At 62.6% G+C, this 17,198-nt stretch carries 19 protein-coding genes; 13 read left to right on the top strand and 6 right to left on the bottom strand.

What is annotated here, in order from left to right:
* Positions 1–1,251, top strand: a complete 1,251-nt coding sequence (locus tag B2V21_RS18905; RefSeq protein WP_056843561.1) for an HlyD family type I secretion periplasmic adaptor subunit — start codon at positions 1–3, stop codon at positions 1,249–1,251.
* Here B2V21_RS18905 and B2V21_RS18900 read toward each other — a convergent pair.
* Both B2V21_RS18900 and B2V21_RS18895 read right to left on the bottom strand, forming a co-directional pair.
* A complete protein-coding gene (locus B2V21_RS18900; protein ID WP_049858823.1) occupies positions 1,248–1,688 on the bottom strand; it encodes a winged helix-turn-helix domain-containing protein in 441 nt (146 codons plus the stop codon). The two genes, B2V21_RS18905 and B2V21_RS18900, sit on opposite strands and share 4 nt — an antisense overlap.
* A 108-nt stretch (positions 1,689–1,796) precedes the next feature.
* Entirely contained in the window at positions 1,797–2,522 is a 726-nt protein-coding gene (locus B2V21_RS18895) for a winged helix-turn-helix domain-containing protein (protein WP_286917686.1), read from the bottom strand.
* Positions 2,523–2,832: 310 nt separating this feature from the next.
* Here B2V21_RS18895 and B2V21_RS18890 point away from each other — a divergent pair, with 310 nt between their 5' ends.
* Together B2V21_RS18890 and B2V21_RS18885 are read left to right on the top strand one after the other, a co-directional pair.
* The gene (locus B2V21_RS18890) at positions 2,833–4,074 is read left to right on the top strand and encodes a glutamine synthetase family protein (protein ID WP_177327936.1); all 1,242 of its coding nucleotides are present in this window, start codon (positions 2,833–2,835) and stop codon (positions 4,072–4,074) included.
* 114 nt (positions 4,075–4,188) lie between these two features.
* Positions 4,189–5,481: an MFS transporter gene (locus tag B2V21_RS18885; RefSeq protein WP_082223528.1), complete on the top strand. Its 1,293-nt coding sequence runs from the start codon at positions 4,189–4,191 to the stop codon at positions 5,479–5,481.
* A 36-nt stretch (positions 5,482–5,517) separates the two neighbouring features.
* Here the strand turns inward: B2V21_RS18885 and B2V21_RS18880 are convergent, their stop codons facing one another.
* The 4 genes from B2V21_RS18880 to flgA form a co-directional block, all read right to left on the bottom strand.
* Entirely contained in the window at positions 5,518–6,264 is a 747-nt protein-coding gene (locus B2V21_RS18880; protein ID WP_049858976.1) for a flagellar brake protein, read from the bottom strand.
* Positions 6,265–6,572: 308 nt separating this feature from the next.
* Complete coding sequence (locus tag B2V21_RS18875; protein WP_056843558.1) at positions 6,573–7,040, bottom strand: flagella synthesis protein FlgN; 468 nt, start codon at positions 7,038–7,040, stop codon at positions 6,573–6,575.
* Between the two features lie 49 nt (positions 7,041–7,089).
* Positions 7,090–7,395 (bottom strand): flagellar biosynthesis anti-sigma factor FlgM, encoded by a 306-nt coding sequence (gene flgM, locus B2V21_RS18870; RefSeq protein ID WP_049858819.1) that lies wholly within the window; start codon positions 7,393–7,395, stop codon positions 7,090–7,092.
* A gap of 149 nt (positions 7,396–7,544) precedes the next feature.
* A complete protein-coding gene (gene flgA / locus B2V21_RS18865) occupies positions 7,545–8,297 on the bottom strand; it encodes a flagellar basal body P-ring formation chaperone FlgA (protein ID WP_056843556.1) in 753 nt (250 codons plus the stop codon).
* 58 nt (positions 8,298–8,355) lie between these two features.
* Between flgA and B2V21_RS18860 the strand changes: the two genes are divergently transcribed.
* The 10 genes from B2V21_RS18860 to B2V21_RS18815 all read left to right on the top strand — a co-directional run bounded on the left by B2V21_RS18860 (position 8,356) and on the right by B2V21_RS18815 (position 17,187).
* Positions 8,356–9,282, top strand: coding sequence for a chemotaxis protein CheV (locus B2V21_RS18860; RefSeq protein ID WP_192001486.1), 927 nt, complete (start codon positions 8,356–8,358; stop codon positions 9,280–9,282).
* A 48-nt stretch (positions 9,283–9,330) separates the two neighbouring features.
* Entirely contained in the window at positions 9,331–10,158 is an 828-nt protein-coding gene (gene cheR, locus B2V21_RS18855) for a protein-glutamate O-methyltransferase CheR (RefSeq protein ID WP_049858975.1), read from the top strand.
* 225 nt (positions 10,159–10,383) lie between these two features.
* Positions 10,384–10,791 carry a flagellar basal body rod protein FlgB gene (gene flgB, locus B2V21_RS18850; RefSeq protein WP_049858816.1) on the top strand — a complete coding sequence of 136 codons (408 nt, stop codon included), beginning with the start codon at positions 10,384–10,386 and terminating at the stop codon, positions 10,789–10,791.
* A 3-nt stretch (positions 10,792–10,794) separates the two neighbouring features.
* On the top strand, positions 10,795–11,238 hold the full coding sequence (gene flgC / locus B2V21_RS18845; protein WP_049858815.1) for a flagellar basal body rod protein FlgC: 444 nt from the start codon (positions 10,795–10,797) through the stop codon (positions 11,236–11,238).
* A 15-nt stretch (positions 11,239–11,253) separates the two neighbouring features.
* Positions 11,254–11,955 carry a flagellar hook assembly protein FlgD gene (gene flgD / locus B2V21_RS18840; protein WP_049858814.1) on the top strand — a complete coding sequence of 234 codons (702 nt, stop codon included), beginning with the start codon at positions 11,254–11,256 and terminating at the stop codon, positions 11,953–11,955.
* 28 nt (positions 11,956–11,983) lie between these two features.
* Entirely contained in the window at positions 11,984–13,294 is a 1,311-nt protein-coding gene (flgE, locus tag B2V21_RS18835) for a flagellar hook protein FlgE (protein WP_049858813.1), read from the top strand.
* A gap of 432 nt (positions 13,295–13,726) precedes the next feature.
* The gene (locus B2V21_RS18830) at positions 13,727–14,464 is read left to right on the top strand and encodes a flagellar basal body rod protein FlgF (protein WP_049858812.1); all 738 of its coding nucleotides are present in this window, start codon (positions 13,727–13,729) and stop codon (positions 14,462–14,464) included.
* Between the two features lie 49 nt (positions 14,465–14,513).
* A complete protein-coding gene (flgG, locus tag B2V21_RS18825) occupies positions 14,514–15,299 on the top strand; it encodes a flagellar basal-body rod protein FlgG (protein WP_049858811.1) in 786 nt (261 codons plus the stop codon).
* A gap of 70 nt (positions 15,300–15,369) precedes the next feature.
* Positions 15,370–16,065, top strand: a complete 696-nt coding sequence (gene flgH / locus B2V21_RS18820; RefSeq protein WP_049858810.1) for a flagellar basal body L-ring protein FlgH — start codon at positions 15,370–15,372, stop codon at positions 16,063–16,065.
* Between the two features lie 12 nt (positions 16,066–16,077).
* Positions 16,078–17,187, top strand: a complete 1,110-nt coding sequence (locus B2V21_RS18815) for a flagellar basal body P-ring protein FlgI (RefSeq protein ID WP_049858809.1) — start codon at positions 16,078–16,080, stop codon at positions 17,185–17,187.
* Positions 17,188–17,198 lie beyond the last annotated feature (11 nt).

Below are 17,198 nucleotides of genomic sequence, written 5' to 3'. Positions count from 1 at the left end.
ATGGACACAGGCAAGGGTTTCAAGGTGCTGGGCTCCGGTGAATTCAAGCGCATTCCGCTGCTCAGCGAAGACGGTGCGCCCGGCCAGTCGTATTATCAGGACGGTGTCGACGACTCCACCGTGGTGCGCGCGACCCGCGTGGTGTGGGTATCGGTCGCCATGCTCCTGGCGTTCTTCGTCTGGGCCTTCTTTTTCGAAGTGGTGGAAGTCTCCACCGGCACCGGCAAGGTGATTCCTAGCTCGCGGGAGCAGGTGATCCAGTCGCTCGAAGGCGGGATCATCGCCGAGATGAATGTGACCGAAGGGGCGATCGTGGAGCGCGGGCAAGTGCTGGCCCAGTTGGATCCGACCAAGACCGAATCCAACTTCGGCGAAAGCGCGGCCAAATACCGGGCCACGTTGGCCAGCGTCGCCCGGCTGCAGGCCGAGGTCGGGCTCAAGCCGCTGAAATTTCCCCCCGAGCTCGATGCCTACCCGGCACTGCTCAAGGCTGAAACCGAGCTGTACAACGCCCGCCGTCGTGGCCTGGACGATTCCCTGACCGGCATCAACGAGTCGCTGCGTCTGGTGCGCAGCGAGTTGCAGATCACCGATAACCTGGCCAGGACCGGGGCGGCCAGCCGCGTGGAAGTCCTGCGCCTGAATCGGCAGCGGTCGGAACTCGAACTCAAGCTCACCGAGGCGCGCTCCGATTACATGGTGCGTGCCCGCGAGGAACTGGCCAAGGCCAACGCCGACGTCGAAACCCTCACCGCCGTGCTCAAGGGCCGCTCCGATTCAGTCTCGCGCCTGACCCTGCGTTCGCCGGTACGGGGCATCGTCAAGGATATCGAGGTCACCACCATCGGTGGCGTGGTACCGCCCAACGGCCAACTCATGCAAATCGTGCCGCTGGACGAGCGTCTGCTGATCGAGGCGCGCATCTCGCCTCGCGACATCGCCTTCATCCATCCCGACCAGCAGGCCAAGGTGAAGATCACCGCCTACGACTATTCGATCTACGGCGGGCTTGACGGCAAGGTCGTCACCATCTCGCCCGACACCCTTCAGGATGAGGTCAAACCGGAAGTGTTCTATTACCGCGTGTTCATCCGCACCGATTCCGACTCGCTGGAAAACAAGGCCGGCAAGACCTTCGCCATCGTCCCCGGGATGATCGCCACGGTGGACATCACCACGGGGCACAAGACGGTATTGGATTACCTGATCAAGCCACTGAACCGGGCCAAGGAAGCCCTGCGCGAACGCTAGCAGCAGCAGGGGGGCTTGCCAGCCAGGCCCGTCGGCGATTTCCAGCTCGGGCAATAGGCAGCACGCACCACCTGGGCCAGGCAGTAGCCACGGTTGCGTACCGAGCGGATCAGGCGTTCACCACCGCTGCATTGGCCAAACTTGCTTTGCAGGCGGCTCAGGGACATTTCCAGGCCGTTGTAGTGGCTGGGGTCCTTGCCCAGTCCGGCAATCAGCGCTTCCTTGCTGATGACCCGCTCGCTGCTGAAGGCGAGCAGGCTCAGCAGCCAACATTCGGTACGTGTCAGACCCACGGTGATACCGTTCTGGGTCAGGGTGCAGTCGACGTCATTGAACCACCAGAAACCACGCGCCAGCTGCGCTTCGTCGGTTGTCTGGTGGGCTGTATAGAGCTGATTGTTGATGGATGAAAATTTGTCGCCAAGATCCGTAGGCATGAGGTCGTTCCTTCAAAACGTAGAGCTGGATACAGTTGTCGTATCACTCCAAGCCTAGTACGCCGTGAAAAAACCGCCAATGCCCATCGGTCTGGTGAAAACCGCCTTTCAGTGGAAAGCGCTGGGCGGCGGCGAAATGCACCCACGGTTCAGCCGGTAGCCGCTGCCGCGCACACTCTGGATCACGTTGGTGCCGAAGACTTGACGGATGCTGCTGCGCAGCCGGCTGACGAATTTCTCCACCACACGCATGTCGAAGGTCCGCAGATTCAGCCCCAGCAGTTGCGCCAGATCGTCGAAGCTCAGTTGGTGATGCGGCGCGTACAGCAACGCCAGGACGACCTGAACCTGCGCAAAGGTCAGGTCCAGCCGCCGGGTTTCATCCTCCAGACACAGACGCGCGGGGTCCACCACCGGCGGCGTCAGGTTCCAGTAGTCCGGGTTCTGGAACAGTTCGACGTAAAACGTCTCGCGCGCAGGCTCAGTGCTTGGCAGGCGCAAGACATGGTCGGCTCCAGCCTGCTGATAGTCCTGGCGAATGGCCGCATCGGCGCCCGTCAAGGCCACCAGTATCGAAGCCCAGCTGTTGCCGCGGCGGATATTGTCGACCCAGCGTATGCCTTTCTGGCGTTCACCACGGCCAGGCTCGACGAGAATGGCCTTGTGCCGGCTCGATTCATAGTCATACGCCGGCTGCAACTCCGGCTGCAGGCCCTCGACGGGTAGAGAAAGGTCTTGAAGGTAGCGTTCGAGCGAGTCGGTCCGTGAAGTATCGCTGCAGAGCATGAGAAGGCGTGGTTCGAGCGGGTGAAACAGTGCAGCCAAAACATCCATGTGTATCATTCCTGATGTCCGCCGAGCCGGCGAACAAGGCGCAGCATCGAGCTGCTTTTATCCGAGTCGTTACACTGTGTACTGGCGCTACGCTATCGGCAAGCGACTTTGGTCGTAGCTCTGCTTGCCGATGGCTTGTCACGCCCCTGTTGCGTTGCGTATTTTGTGCCCATCGCCGCGTGCGGCATTCAACGTCAAGGACAGAGACATGAGTATCGAAGGACCGCGTACGGTCGCCGAGCACCTGCGCGGTGTCGATGAAATCGAGTGCGTCACACCTGACCTCAACGGCGTGCCGCGCGGCAAGGTGATGACCGCCGAGGGCTTTCAGGAAGGGCGGCGGCTGCAGCTGGCCAGCGGCGTATTGCTGCAATGCATCATGGGCGGCTATCCGCCCAGCCGCTACTACGGCGCCGATGACGGCGACGTCGCGCTGGTGCCCGACCTGACTCGGCTGCACCGCCTGCCGTGGAGCGAGCCGCCCCGCGCCTGGGTGGTCTGCGATGCCGAGGAGCTGACCGGTGGCTTCTCCCCGCTGTCGACCCGCGGCCTACTCAAGACAGTCCTGGCCCGCTATGGCCGTCTGGGGTTGGCGCCGGTGGTGGCCACCGAGTTGGAGTTCTTCGTGTTCGCCGCTAATCCCGACCCGTTGCTGCCGTTCCAGGCGCCGATCGGCCTGGATGGTCGACGGGAGGACGGCAGCAGCGCGTTCAGCGTCGGCTCCAACAACGGTCTGCGGCCGTTCTTCACCGAGGTCTATCGCAGCATGGCGGCGATGGGCCTGCCACGCGACACGGTGATGCACGAAATGGGCGTCAGCCAGTTCGAAATCAACCTGCTCCATGGTGATCCGCTGCTGTTGGCCGACCAGACCTTTCTGTTCAAGCACCTGCTCAAGGAAGTCGGGCTCAAGCATGGGCTCAGTGTGGTGTGCATGGCCAAGCCGCTGGCGCGGGTGGCCGGAAGCTCCATGCACATACACCAGAGTGTGGTAGCGGTGGACAGCGGCCTGAACGTGTTCAGCGACGCTTGCGACCAGCCCACCGATGCCTTCCGCCACTTCATCGGTGGGCAACAGGCGGCCATGGCCGATTTCACCGCGCTGCTGGCGCCCAACGTGAATTCCTACCAGCGCCTCTGCCAGCCGTATGCGTCGCCCAACAATGCCTGCTGGTCCTACGACAATCGCGCCGCCGGGCTGCGCATCCCCGCCAGCGTGGCCAGTGCGCGGCGGGTCGAGAACCGCCTGCCAGGTGCGGACGCCAATCCCTACCTGGCGATCGCCGCCAGCCTTGCCGCCGGTCTGCACGGCATCGAACAGCGACTGGAGCCGTCCCCGCCCATGCAGGGCGACCTCGCGGTGCCCGATGAATTGTCCTTGCCATGTACCTTGCATGCCGCTCTGGAGCGTCTGAAACGAAGCCTGTTGGCCAGGGAACTGTTCGGCGATGTGTTCATCGAAGGCTACATCGCGACCAAGACCCTGGAGCTGGCGAGTTTCTTCGATGAAATCACCCCTTGGGAGCGCCGGGTACTGGCGGCCCAGGCTTGATCCTGCAACAGCTTGATGCAGGTGACGCTCCTTTCCCGCAGCGGTCCGCCGAAGTGGCGGGGGGGCCGTCGCCCGTGACCTGATCGTTCCGACACTCTTTACCGCGGACCTGCAATGCGCCAAATCTGGAAAAACTTTCGAGCCCTGTATTTCGCTTCACTGATGATGCTGATCGGCTCTGGTCTATTGAGTACCTACCTGGCCCTGCGCCTGTCGGCCGAGCAGGTCGACAGCCTGTGGGTCGGTGCCCTGATGGCAGCCAACTATTTCGGTCTGGCTCTGGGCGGCAAGATCGGCCACAGACTGATCGCCCGCGTGGGGCACATACGCGCCTACGCCACCTGCGCCGGTATCGTCGGCGCGGCCGTGCTGGGCCATGGCCTGGTAAATTACCTGCCAGCCTGGCTGTTCCTGCGGGTCATCGTTGGCCTGGGCATGATGTGCCAGTACATGGTGATCGAAAGCTGGCTCAACGAGCAGGCTGACACCAAGCAGCGTGGGGCGGTGTTCAGCGGTTACATGATCGCGTCCTACCTCGGCCTGGTACTGGGTCAGCTGATCCTGGTCGTGCATCCGCAACTGGGCCTGGAACTGCTCATGCTGGTTGCCCTGTGCTTCGCCCTGTGCCTGGTACCGGTTGCGCTCACGCGACGGATTCACCCGGCGCCGATGCACCCGGCGCCCATGGAACCGCGCTTCTTCCTCAGTCGGGTACCGCAGTCGCTGAGCACCGTGCTCGGATCCGGTCTGATCGTTGGCTCGTTCTATGGCCTGGCACCGCTGTATGCCTCACAGCAGGGGTTGAGCACCGAGCAGGTGGGCTTGTTCATGGGTTCGTGCATCTTTGCCGGCCTGCTGGTTCAATGGCCACTAGGCTGGCTGTCGGACCGCTACGACCGTGCTCTGCTGATCCGATGCGTGGCCGTGGGTATCGCCATTGCTGCACTGCCTTTGGCGCTGATTCCGACCGTGCCGCTGGAAGTGCTGTTTGCCGCCGGCTTCCTGGTATCGTTGCTGCAGTTCTCGTTGTATCCATTGGCCGTGGCGTTTTCCAACGACCACGTGGAAGCCGATCGGCGCGTGTCGCTGACCGCGATGCTGTTGGTGACCTACGGGGTGGGTGCCAGTGTCGGCCCGCTGGTGGCCGGCGTGCTGATGAAGCAGTTCGGCAGCCAGATGCTGTATGCCTTCTTCTGCTTCTTCGCCGTGGTGCTGGTCTGGCGCATCCGGCCGAAGGCGGTGACCAACCTGCATGTGGTGGACGATGCGCCGCTGCATCACGTCGCCATGCCCGCGGCCAACTCGCCGCTGGCCGCGGCCCTGGACCCCCGTGTCGACGAGCACTTGGTGCAAGAGCAGATGCAGAACACCGAGCCTGCCGACGAGGAGCCGGCCAAACCCGTGTAGGGAGCGGCAGGGCCGCGCGTGATGCGCGGCCTGGGTTCAGAAGTCGTCTCTGTCGAAGCGCTGCGCTTCACGTTGCAATTGATGCACGAAACGTTCGATCTGGCGTTGTACCAAGCCAGGAATGTTGTGGAAGCGCACACCCACGAAGGTGGTGTCGATGCGTTCCTCGAAATGCAGGTGGCGCAGCTCGACCGACGTGGTCATGGCGCCGAAGGGCAGGGCGGCCATGAAACGCTCGTAGATCTGCCCCAGTTGCAGACGCTCGCTGATGTCGCCTTCGAAGCGCAGTTTGCAACCGTGGGCCGAGATGTCCAGCAGCTTGCCGACCAGGGTGTTCTTCAGTCGGCTGCCGGCAATTTCCACATCCACCAGCTGCGAAAGCTTGAGCGCTGCACGAAAGGCGTTGCGTCGCTGGTGATAGACCACCTGGCCCGGCAGCGCGCCGACATAGCAGCGTCCGCATTCCTTCTGGGTGATGGTCCAGTTGCCATGACTTTCCCATGCCACGCGCACACCTTCATGAAACCCTTCGACCTTGAACGGCTCGCCCGCTTCCAGGTACTTTTCGCCTTCGCGCGGGATCATTTCATCGAGCACGATGCGCAGGTTGTCTCGGTCCACTTCCACCAGAAAGCTCTGGCAGCGCAGGGGGCGGTCCTGGAAGGTGATGATCAGGGGGTCATGGCTTTCCTGAAGCAGGCGCAGGTTGGCGGCGACTTCCAGAGGCGTAGCCAGTACCTTTGGCGGTTGCGGAGCGTCTTCCAGGTTCGATGCGTTTGACACGTTCTTGTCCACTCCGGATCGCGCCGACTGCGCAGGTGCGGCATTCTGCCAGCTCGTTGAAAAGGTTTAAAGATGTCGGGCGCGCATTGCGTTTTGCCAACACGCACCGCATCGCCTGCCGACGCGGCTCGCGCTGCTGCTACAGAGACCGCGTGTACCGCCGACGCAATGTGCGCCGTTGCCACGGGAACCGCGTGTACTGCTGGCGCGACGTGCGCCGTCGTTGCGGAGGCGTGCGGTGTGCATCGCGTGGGTGTACGCGATCCCTGTAGCAGCGGCGCGAGCCGCGTCCGGGGGCGACGCGCTTATTACGCCTGGCTGAGCGCCCGGTAGGTGGCCATCTTCGCGGTCGACCCACGGCTGTTGTAGAGCGACGGTGGCTCTGCGCCAGTGAGAATACGGATTTGGTTGGCGGTCGCCACCTGCTGGCGCGCGATACCTTGGCCAACCTGGGCATTGATCGCCTGACACTGCGCCAGCAACTGACTCAACGCATCACCCCTGGCCAGCAACGCATCGCCCAGGTGCGACTGACGCGCGAGCGCCTGCAGCCCCTCGCGATCGGCCGACAGGCCCATCTGCATCAGCAAATGGCTGCGCCGCCGCCCGTTCTGTTCCAGCAACACGATCAACGACTGCTTCTGCGCCAGAATCGTTTCCAGAAGCTCCATGTCGCGGCTTTGCAAAGCCAGCGACTCATCACGCAGCAGCTCGAGCAGCTGCCCTGCGTAAGGGAGGTCTTCTTCAATCAGCTGCAACAGCGTTTGATCGTGCATGGTGAGCCCTGGCGTTGACGCGTCCAGAAGCCCCGGCGCCTAGACTGAACTAGCGCTGGGCTTCGAAATTGAGCATTTTGCTGGCAACGCGCTCGCTGTCGACCTTGTAGCTACCCTCGGCGATGGCCTGCTTGAGCTCGGCGACGCGGGCGCTGTCGACAGTTGGCTGATCGCTCAGCTTGTCGGTGATTTTCTGCATTTGCTGGGCCTGATCGCTCAAGGTGACCGGTTCCCCGCTCTTCACGGCTGGCGTGCTTGGCACGGGCGTGTCGGCGGCCACTTCCTTGGCAGCGCCGGTACGTGGCGTACCTTGCACTGACGGCGAGTTTCCTACTCGGTTGAAGTCGATAACCATTGTTCTGAACCTCTGGGTATTTGGACGCTTGCCTTGTTTTCGGCCAAATCCCGATTAACTTTAGGCGCAATTTCGCAAATGCCCGATGCTGCGGCGACGGGCTTGTATAGCCCCCTAGTGTAGGAAAACTCCGCTTAGCCGACCAGCGTTTACATTGCCACTTCCACCTGGCCAGGGCCGGTCACCCGTGCCTTGACCACCCGTTTGGAGTTCAGGTTGCGTACGCGGATCTGCTCGCTCATGCCACCCTGGGCCAGCGCCTCACCCGGCATGCGCACCGCCAGGGTGCCGCTGCGGGCGATGATCACCACCTGGTCACCCTTGAGCACGAGTGCCTGCTGTTCAAGGAACACCGGCGTGAGCACCTGATCGACAACCGTCGGTCGGATCAGCTTCATGCCCACCGCTTCGTCCAGCGAAACCAGAAAGCCTTGCCCCATCGCCCCGACGTCCCGTTCGCGCAGCGCCACATCGGCTTCGGTCAGCACGCTGTCGCGTTTGAGCGGCCGGGTGGTGGTGACCACCTCGCGGAACAGCCGGACCTGGGCCGGAACGAATACCGTCCATGGCGCGCCGCCCTCGCAACGCACGCGCACGGTCACCCGGCCCAGGGGCTGCGCCGGACTTTCCAGGGTCGCAGACAGCTGCCGATCACAACCCGGCATGCGCAGACGCGGGTCGAGATTGTTCACCTCGATCTCGTAGCGACCCTGGATCTGCGAGGTCGCCAGATAATCTTCGACAGTGAACTCAAGAAAACCCTGGGTGACACCGATAAGCTGTTCGGGCAATGTGACATTGTCGGCGCGCGCCGTACTGCCGAGCACCGCGCCACCCACCGTGGCAACGGCCCAGAATAAATACGCAGCGATGTGTCGAGAAACCGTCGTTTTTGCGTTCATGCAGTGCTAATAGCAAGGCCCGTGCCGATATCGTCAGGGTCGCAAGAGGAGTTTGGGCATGGCCGGTGTTATGGATTCGGTGAACCAGCGCACGCAGCTGGTTGGACAGAATCGCCTCGAGTTGTTGTTGTTTCGCCTAAATGGCAAGCAGCTCTACGGGATCAATGTCTTCAAGGTCAGGGAGGTGCTGCAATGCCCCAAACTGACGGTATTGCCTAAGTCCAACCCGGTGGTTCGCGGTGTGGCCAACATACGCGGGGCGACCATTCCGATCCTCGATCTGGACATGGCCACAGGCTCCGTGGGGCTTGAGGCATCCACCGACACCTTCGTCATCATCACCGAGTACAACACCAAGATTCAGGGCTTTCTGGTGCACTCGGTGGAGCGCATCGTCAACATGAACTGGGAGGAGATCCATCCGCCACCCAGGGGCACCGGCCGCGATCACTACCTGACCGCCGTCACCCGCGTGGACAACCAGTTGGTCGAGATCATCGACGTCGAGAAGATCCTCGCCGAAGTGGCGCCGACTTCCGAAGCGATCTCGGTCGGCGTGGTCGACGAGGAGACCCACAGCAAGGCCGTGTCGCTGCGCGTGTTGACCGTCGACGACTCATCGGTGGCGCGCAAGCAGGTGACCCGTTGCCTGCAGACGGTCGGAGTGGAAGTGGTAGCGCTCAACGACGGTCGGCAGGCGCTGGAGTACCTGCGCAAGCTGGTCGACGACGGCAAGCGTCCGGAAGAGGAATTCCTGATGCTGATTTCCGATATCGAGATGCCGGAAATGGACGGCTACACCTTGACCGCCGAGATTCGCAGCGACCCGCGCATGCAGAAACTGCACGTGATCCTGCATACTTCCCTGTCCGGGGTGTTCAACCAGGCCATGGTGAAGAAAGTCGGCGCCGACGATTTCCTGGCCAAGTTCCGCCCCGACGATCTGGCGGCTCGTGTCGTCGATCGCATCAAGGCAGCAGTATGAATGCCGGGCGCCAGCGCCCGGCCTACCGAACCAGCAAGAGGCGGCACCGTGTCTACGGGTAATTTGGATTTTGATCAATTCCGGGTCTTCCTGGAAAAAGCCTGTGGCATTCTCTTGGGCGAGAACAAGCAGTACCTCGTCGCCAGCCGCCTGAACAAGCTGATGGAGCAGCAGGGCATCAAGTCTCTGGGCGAGCTGGTGCAACGCATCCAGAACCAGCCGCGCAGCGGTTTGCGCGAGCAGGTGGTGGACGCCATGACCACCAACGAAACCCTGTGGTTTCGCGACACCTACCCGTTCGAAGTGATGAAGAACAAGGTCCTGCCCGAAAGCATCAAGGCCAGCCCCGGCGCGCGCCTGCGCATCTGGTCGGCGGCCTGTTCCTCGGGCCAGGAACCCTATTCGCTGTCGATGACCATCGACGAATTCGAGCGCAGCAATCTGGGCCAGTTGAAGTCGGGCGTGCAGATCGTAGCCACTGACCTGTCCGGCAGCATGCTGACCAACTGCAAGAGCGGCGAGTACGACAGCCTGGCGATCGGTCGCGGCCTTTCCCAGGAGCGCCTGCAGCGCTACTTCGATCCCAAGGGGCCGGGGCGCTGGGCCGTCAAGGCGCCGATTCGCAGTCGCGTCGAGTTTCGCGCGTTCAACCTGCTCGACAGCTACGCCGCCCTGGGCAAGTTCGATATCGTCTTCTGTCGCAACGTGCTGATCTACTTTTCCGCGCAGGTGAAGAAAGACATCCTCACCCGCATCCACGGCACCCTCAAGCCAGGTGGATACCTGTTTCTGGGCGCATCCGAAGCCTTGAACGGTCTGCCCGAGCTCTACCAGATGGTGCAGTGCAGCCCCGGCATCATCTATCAGGCCAAGTGACCCCGTGCCTCGTCTGACGAGGTGCGCCACTGCAGCGCCATGCGGCAATTTTTCTGACGCCGGCGTTGCCGCTTTTCCCCTCCAGCGGAAATTTCTTGCCGCTTTTCTGGCATCCCCCCTCGGCTGACCGGCCCGCAACCCGCACAGGGCGGGCATTTCGAGACTTGGCACAGTGATTGCTATCTATCCTGCACGAACCATCTGGTCTGCCGCATAGGTACCAACATGAGCATCAGTTTCGACAAAGCGCTGGGCATTCACGAGCAGGCATTGGGGTTTCGCGCCAAGCGCGCCGAAGTGCTGGCCAACAACATCGCCAATGCCGATACCCCCAACTACAAGGCTCGTGACCTGGACTTCGCCTCGGTGCTGGCTGCCCAGAGCGAGCAGAACGGCAAAGGTGCCTTCGGCCTGCAGACCACCAACGGCAAGCACATCGCCGCCCAAGGGTTCAGCTCCGGTGACGAGGAGCTGCAGTACCGCATTTCCACCCAGCCGTCGCTGGACCAGAACACCGTCGATGCTCAGATCGAGCAATCGAACTACGCCGAGAACTCGGTGAACTTCCAGGCCAGTTTCACCCTGCTCAACAGCAAGTTCAAAGGGCTGGTATCGGCCCTTCGCGGAGAGTAAGCCATGTCCCTTGCCAGTGTATTCAACATCGCCGGTAGCGGCATGAGTGCCCAGACCACGCGCCTGAACACCGTGGCCAGCAACATCGCCAACGCCGAAACCGTGTCGTCCAGCATCGACCAGACCTACCGTGCGCGGCACCCGGTGTTCGCCACCATGCTCCAGGGCCAGCAAAACGGCGACAGCGGTTCGCTGTTCCAGGACCAGGACTCGGCGGGGCAGGGCGTGCAGGTCACCGGCGTGGTCGAGGACCAGAGCAACCTCGAGGCGCGCTACGAGCCCAACCATCCGGCGGCGAACAAGGACGGCTACGTCTACTACCCGAACGTCAACGTGGTCGAGGAAATGGCCGACATGATCTCGGCCAGCCGTTCCTTCCAGACCAACGCTGAACTGATGAACACCGCAAAGACCATGATGCAGAAGGTCCTGACCCTGGGTCAGTGATAGAGGCGAGCGCAGATGACGACTACCAGCAGTACTACCGGCGTGAGCTCCTCGGTCCTGGACTCATTGCAGAAAACCACCAGCAGCACCAACAGCTCGACCGGCACCGCCGGCAGTGCCCTGGGCAAGGACGCGTTCCTGCAGTTGCTGGTGACCCAGATGCAGAACCAGAACCCGCTCGATCCCCAGGACAACGGCGAGTTCGTCGCCCAGCTCGCGCAGTTCAGCAGCCTGGAAAGCATGCAGAGCCTGAATTCGTCGGTGAGTACCATCGCCAACAACTACCAATCGTCCCAGGCGCTGCAGGCCTCGTCCCTGGTCGGCCGCTCGGTCATCGCCCAGACCGACACCGCCGTGGTCGACCCCACCAAGGGCCTCACCGGCTCCGTGGCGCTGACCTCGTCGAGCAGCAACACCACGGTCGGCGTCTACGACAGCAAAGGCGACCTGGTGCGCAGCATCGATCTGGGCAGCCAGTCGGCCGGCAACGCCAGCTTCACCTGGGATGGCAAGGACAGCAACGGCGCGGTCGCCGCCGCCGGCACCTACACCTTCAAGGCCGCAGCCACCGTCGACGGTACCGCCACGGCCATGAGCACTTACCTGCCCGCCACGGTGAACAGCGTCACGATGGGCACCAATGGCGGTGAACTGACCCTCAACCTCGCTGGACTGGGTAGCGTCGCGCTGTCGAAAGTCCAAACCATCGGAATTTGAGCCGCTTCGTTCGGCGCAGGAGTACAGCATGACTTTCAACATCGGCTTGAGCGGTCTTTCGGCAGCCAACAAGGCGCTCAACGTGACCGGCAACAACATCGCCAACGTCGCTACCACCGGCTTCAAATCCTCGCGCGCGGAGTTCGCCGACCAGTACGCCGCGTCGATCCGCGCCACGGCCGGCAAGACCAGCGTCGGCAGCGGTGTGACCACAGCGGCCGTATCGCAGCAGTTCACCCAGGGCAACATCACCTCGACCGGGCAGAGCCTGGACCTGGCCATCAACGGCAACGGCTTTTTCGTGCTCAACGACGGCGGCCAGAAGCTCTACACCCGTGCCGGTGCCTTCTACAGCGACAAGGACGGCAACGTCGTCGACGTGTCGGGCAACAACCTGCAGGGCTACAACGCACAGGACGGCGTGGTGCAGACCGGCGTGCTGACCAACCTGAAAATCGATTCGTCCAACCTGCAGCCCAAGGCCACTTCCAAGATCGCCGAAACCGTCAACCTGAATTCCAGCGCTGCGCAGCCGACCATCACCCCGTTCGATCCGAGCAACGTCAGCAGCTACAACTACACCTTCAACACCGACGTCTACGACAGCCTAGGCAATGCGCACCAGATGAACCAGTATTTCGTCAAGGACGACGTGGCCAACAGCTGGACCATGCACACCACCATCGATGGTCGCAATCCAGCCGATGCCACGTCCACTACACCGCTGGTGAACAAGCTGACCTTCAAATCCGATGGCAGCCTCATCGTTCCCGATCAGGGTCCGGTAGCCGGCGGCCTGGGCATCAACGCCGATAAGAGCTTCAACCTGGCCGGCTGGGTGCCTGCCAGCAAAGGCGCCGACGGTACCTGGACGCCCAACGGCGCAACGGCCAATGCCGGCGGCGTCGCTCTGGACATGCTTGCGACCACGCAATACAACTCGGCCTCCGCCACCTCGGCCAAGACTCAGAACGGTTATGCGACCGGTGAGCTCACCGGCCTGTCGGTGGACGGCACCGGCAACCTGTTCGCCAACTTCACCAACGGCCAGAACAAGGTCATCGGTCAGGTCGCCATGGCCAGCTTCGCCAACATGCAGGGTCTGGCGCCCAACGGCGGCACCAACTGGAAGGAGTCGTTCGCGTCCGGTACCGCCGTGATCGGCACTCCGGACACCGGCGTCATGGGCAACCTGCAATCGCAATCGCTGGAAGACTCCAACGTCGACCTGACCGCTGAACTGGTGAACCTGATCAAGGCGCAGAGCAACTACCAGGCGAACGCCAAGACCATCTCCACCGAAAGCACCGTGATGCAGACCATCATTCAGATGACCTGATGAGGGCAGGGCAGTGATGCGGTGTCTGTGTGCAGCCCTGGTCATCGCGGCAACCTGTACGATGGCGGTCGCTGCGCCAGCGCCCTGGTACAAATACCAGAGCCTGGAGACCGGTCGGTACCTGTGCAGTCAGGTCGACCCCGGGCCGCATTACCGTCGCTTTGCCGGGCCCTTCGGCAACGCCGGTTGCCGTCGTTGACAGCACACCTGCCACGCTTCGCCGTGGCAGGGTGACGTAAATCCTTTCTTCCTTTGCCGCTAGCGGCAATGTCGCGCCGACTTTTCGGCGTCAAGCTTCCAGTTGGTCTCTCCAGAATCGCTGCAGGCCCCGTCCCAGAGGGGCTGCAGGTATCTGTCGAAAGTTGGCCCGCATATTGCTCTACCTCTCTCAGTACAGCAGTAGACGGCATTCGCCCGTCGATGGAGAGACCTGTGGACAAGATGCTCTACGTGGCCATGACCGGTGCCAGCCAGAACGCGCTGGCGCAGAAGGCCCATGCCAACAACCTGGCCAACATTTCGACCACCGGCTTCAAGCGTGACCTGGAACAGGCGCGTTCCATGCCGGTGTTCGGCGACACCTTTCCTTCGCGGGCCTACGCTCTGACCGAACGTCCCGCAACTGATTTCAGCGGTGGCGCCTTGCAGGAAACCGGGCGGGACCTGGACGTGGCGGTGGGCGGCAACGGTTTCATCGCCGTGCAGACACCCGACGGCGGCGAAGCCTATGTGCGTACCGCCAGCATGAACGTCGATGCGCTCGGTGTACTGCGCGCCGGCAACGGTTTGCCGGTCATGGGCAACGGCGGTCCGATCGCCGTTCCGCCGGACGAGAAAATCGAGATCGGCATGGACGGCACCATAAGCATTCGCGGTCTGGGACAGGCGCCGAACGTCATGGCCCAGGTCGACCGCATCAAGCTGGTCAATCCCGATGTGAAAACCCTGACCAAGGGGCTGGACGGCCTGATCCACACCACCAGCGGCCAGCCGGCGCCTGCCGATGCCGCCGTGCGGGTCGAGTCCGGTTTCCTGGAGGCGAGCAACGTCAACGCGGTCGAGGAGATGACCTCGGTGCTGGCGCTCTCCAAGCAGTTCGAACTGCACATCAAGATGATGAGCACCGCCAAAGAAGGCGACGAGGCCATGGCCCGGGTCTTGCAAATCTAATTTCAGCGTAGCGATCGCGCCGTAAACCAGGCGCTCCAGGAGATGACACATGCTTCCAGCACTTTGGGTCAGCAAGACCGGCCTCCAGGCCCAGGACACCAACCTGACCACGATTTCCAACAACCTGGCGAACGTATCGACCACCGGCTTCAAGCGTGATCGCGCCGAATTCCAGGACCTGCTCTATCAGATCAAGCGTCAGCCCGGCGCCCAGTCGACCCAGGACAGCGAATTGCCGTCGGGTCTGCAGGTCGGTACCGGTGTGCGCATCGTCGGCACCCAGAAGAACTTCACCGCCGGCAGCCTGCAGACCACCGAGCAGCCGCTGGACATGGCCATCAACGGTCGCGGTTTCTTTCAGGTGATGCAGCCTGACGGTACCGTTTCGTACACCCGCGACGGCACGTTCCACCTGAACTCCGACGGCCAGATCGTCACCGCTCAGGGCCTGGCCCTGGAGCCGGCCATCGTCGTCCCCAACGACGCGCAGACCTTCACCGTGGGCACTGACGGCACCGTCTCCATCACTACCGCCGGCAACCCTGCTTCGCAGGTGATCGGCAACCTGCAGACCGCCGACTTCATCAACCCGGCAGGCCTGCAGGCCATCGGTGGCAACCTGTTCCTGGAAACCGCCTCCAGCGGCGCGCCGCAGGTAGCGACCCCCGGTCTGAACGGTGCGGGCACCGTGCTGCAGAACACCCTGGAGAACTCCAACGTGAGCACCGTGGAAGAACTGGTCAACATGATCACCACCCAGCGTGCCTACGAGATGAACTCCAAGGTGATCTCCACCGCCGACCAGATGCTGCAGAACCTGACCCAGAACCTGTAACCCTGGGCTATCCGTAACCCCCAAGCTACCTGGGCGCCGTGTGCGCCGGCTACACCGTGAGGTCTGTGTCATGCGTCGTGTCTCGATTGTTCTTGCCCTGAGTGGAATGGCCCTGCTGACCGGTTGCGTCGCGCCACCGGCCAAGCCCAACGACCCGTACTACGCCCCGGTGCTGCCGCGCACGCCGATGCCTGCCGCCGCCAACAACGGCTCGATCTACCAGGCCGGCTTCGAGCAGAACCTGTACAGCGACCGCAAGGCGTTCCGCGTCGGCGACATCATCACCATCACCCTCAACGAGCGGACGAGCGCCAGCAAGAGTGCCAATTCCAAGGTCGGCAAGGACAGCAGCAACAGCCTGGGCCTGACCTCGCTGTTCGGCGCCGGTGTTAACACCAACAACCCGTTGGGCAGTGGTGATCTGAGCCTCAACGCAGGCTACAGCGGCACGCGCGCCACCAACGGCACCGCCGCGGCGGCGCAGAACAACAGCCTGACCGGCTCGGTCACGGTGACGGTGGCCGACGTGCTGCCCAACGGCATCATCTCGGTCCGCGGAGAAAAGTGGATGACGCTCAACACCGGCGAAGAGCTGGTGCGCATTGCAGGGCTGGTCCGGGCCGATGACATCGCTACCGACAACACCGTGTCCTCGACACGCGTGGCCGATGCGCGCATCACCTATTCGGGCACCGGTTCCTTCGCCGAAGCCAGTCAGCCGGGTTGGTTCGACCGGTTCTTCGCCAGCCCCCTGTTTCCTTTCTGAGTGCGTCCGTCCATGCTCAACTTCAAGCACCTGATCGCCGCTGCACTGCTGATGTCCGCCGCGTTCGGCGTTCAGGCCGAGCGTCTCAAGGACATCGCCAGCATTTCCGGCGTGCGGACCAACCAGCTGATCGGCTACGGCCTGGTCGTGGGCCTCAACGGCACTGGCGACCAGACCACCCAGACCCCGTTCACCCTGCAGACTTTCAACAACATGCTGTCGCAGTTCGGCATCAAGGTGCCGCCAGGCTCGGGCAACGTGCAGCTCAAGAACGTCGCTGCGGTATCGATCCACGCTGATCTGCCCGCATTCGCCAAGCCGGGGCAGGTGATCGACATCACCGTGTCGTCCATCGGCAACTCGAAGAGCCTGCGCGGCGGCAGCTTGTTGATGACTCCCCTCAAGGGTATCGACGGCAACGTCTACGCCATTGCCCAAGGCAACCTGGTCGTCGGTGGTTTTGACGCCGAAGGCCGCGACGGGTCGAAAATCACCGTCAACGTGCCGTCGGCAGGACGGATTCCTGGCGGTGCCAGCGTCGAGCGCTCCGTGCCCAGTGGCTTCAACCAGGGCAACAGCCTGACGCTGAACCTCAACCGGCCTGACTTCACCACGGCCAAGCACATCGTCGACAAGGTCAACGAGCTACTTGGCCCGGGAGTTGCACAAGCTGTCGATGGGGGCTCGGTACGCGTCACTGCACCGGTCGACCCCAGCCAGCGTGTGGACTACCTGTCGATTCTCGAGAACCTCGACGTCGACGTGGGCCAGGCGGTGGCCAAGGTGATCATCAATTCGCGCACCGGCACCATCGTGATTGGCCAGAACGTCAAGGTATCGCCTGCGGCAGTGACCCACGGCAGCCTGACGGTGACCATCACCGAAGATCCGATCGTCAGCCAGCCCGGGCCTCTGTCCGGCGGCCAGACGGCGGTGGTGCCACGTTCGCGGGTCAGCGCCCAGCAGGAAGCCAAACCGATGTTCAAGTTTGGCCCTGGCACCACGCTCGACGAGATCGTCCGCGCGGTCAACCAGGTAGGCGCGGCGCCCGGTGACTTGATGGCCATTCTCGAAGCCCTGAAACAGGCCGGCGCCTTGCAGGCCGACCTGATCGTGATTTGAGGTAGCAGCTG

Source organism: Pseudomonas sp. UBA6276 (genome assembly GCF_002438365.1).
In the GTDB taxonomy this organism is placed as follows: Bacteria; Pseudomonadota; Gammaproteobacteria; order Pseudomonadales; family Pseudomonadaceae; genus Aquipseudomonas; species Aquipseudomonas coleopterorum.
The sequence above is the reverse complement of the archived record's forward strand: the minus strand, read 5'-3'. Positions and strand labels throughout refer to the sequence as shown.

Bases quoted from the DNA above. Each gene is read 5' to 3' on its own strand.
- B2V21_RS18905 (WP_056843561.1), top strand. From the start codon at position 1: ATGGACACAGGCAAGGGTTTCAAGGTGCTGGGCTCCGGTGAATTCAAG.
- B2V21_RS18900 (WP_049858823.1), bottom strand. From the start codon at position 1,688: ATGCCTACGGATCTTGGCGACAAATTTTCATCCATCAACAATCAGCTC.
- B2V21_RS18895 (WP_286917686.1), bottom strand. From the start codon at position 2,522: ATGGATGTTTTGGCTGCACTGTTTCACCCGCTCGAACCACGCCTTCTC.
- B2V21_RS18890 (WP_177327936.1), top strand. From the start codon at position 2,833: ATGACCGCCGAGGGCTTTCAGGAAGGGCGGCGGCTGCAGCTGGCCAGC.
- B2V21_RS18885 (WP_082223528.1), top strand. From the start codon at position 4,189: ATGCGCCAAATCTGGAAAAACTTTCGAGCCCTGTATTTCGCTTCACTG.
- B2V21_RS18875 (WP_056843558.1), bottom strand. From the start codon at position 7,040: ATGCACGATCAAACGCTGTTGCAGCTGATTGAAGAAGACCTCCCTTAC.
- flgM (WP_049858819.1), bottom strand. From the start codon at position 7,395: ATGGTTATCGACTTCAACCGAGTAGGAAACTCGCCGTCAGTGCAAGGT.
- flgA (WP_056843556.1), bottom strand. From the start codon at position 8,297: ATGAACGCAAAAACGACGGTTTCTCGACACATCGCTGCGTATTTATTC.
- B2V21_RS18860 (WP_192001486.1), top strand. From the start codon at position 8,356: ATGGCCGGTGTTATGGATTCGGTGAACCAGCGCACGCAGCTGGTTGGA.
- flgB (WP_049858816.1), top strand. From the start codon at position 10,384: ATGAGCATCAGTTTCGACAAAGCGCTGGGCATTCACGAGCAGGCATTG.
- flgC (WP_049858815.1), top strand. From the start codon at position 10,795: ATGTCCCTTGCCAGTGTATTCAACATCGCCGGTAGCGGCATGAGTGCC.
- flgD (WP_049858814.1), top strand. From the start codon at position 11,254: ATGACGACTACCAGCAGTACTACCGGCGTGAGCTCCTCGGTCCTGGAC.
- flgE (WP_049858813.1), top strand. From the start codon at position 11,984: ATGACTTTCAACATCGGCTTGAGCGGTCTTTCGGCAGCCAACAAGGCG.
- flgG (WP_049858811.1), top strand. From the start codon at position 14,514: ATGCTTCCAGCACTTTGGGTCAGCAAGACCGGCCTCCAGGCCCAGGAC.
- flgH (WP_049858810.1), top strand. From the start codon at position 15,370: ATGCGTCGTGTCTCGATTGTTCTTGCCCTGAGTGGAATGGCCCTGCTG.
- B2V21_RS18815 (WP_049858809.1), top strand. From the start codon at position 16,078: ATGCTCAACTTCAAGCACCTGATCGCCGCTGCACTGCTGATGTCCGCC.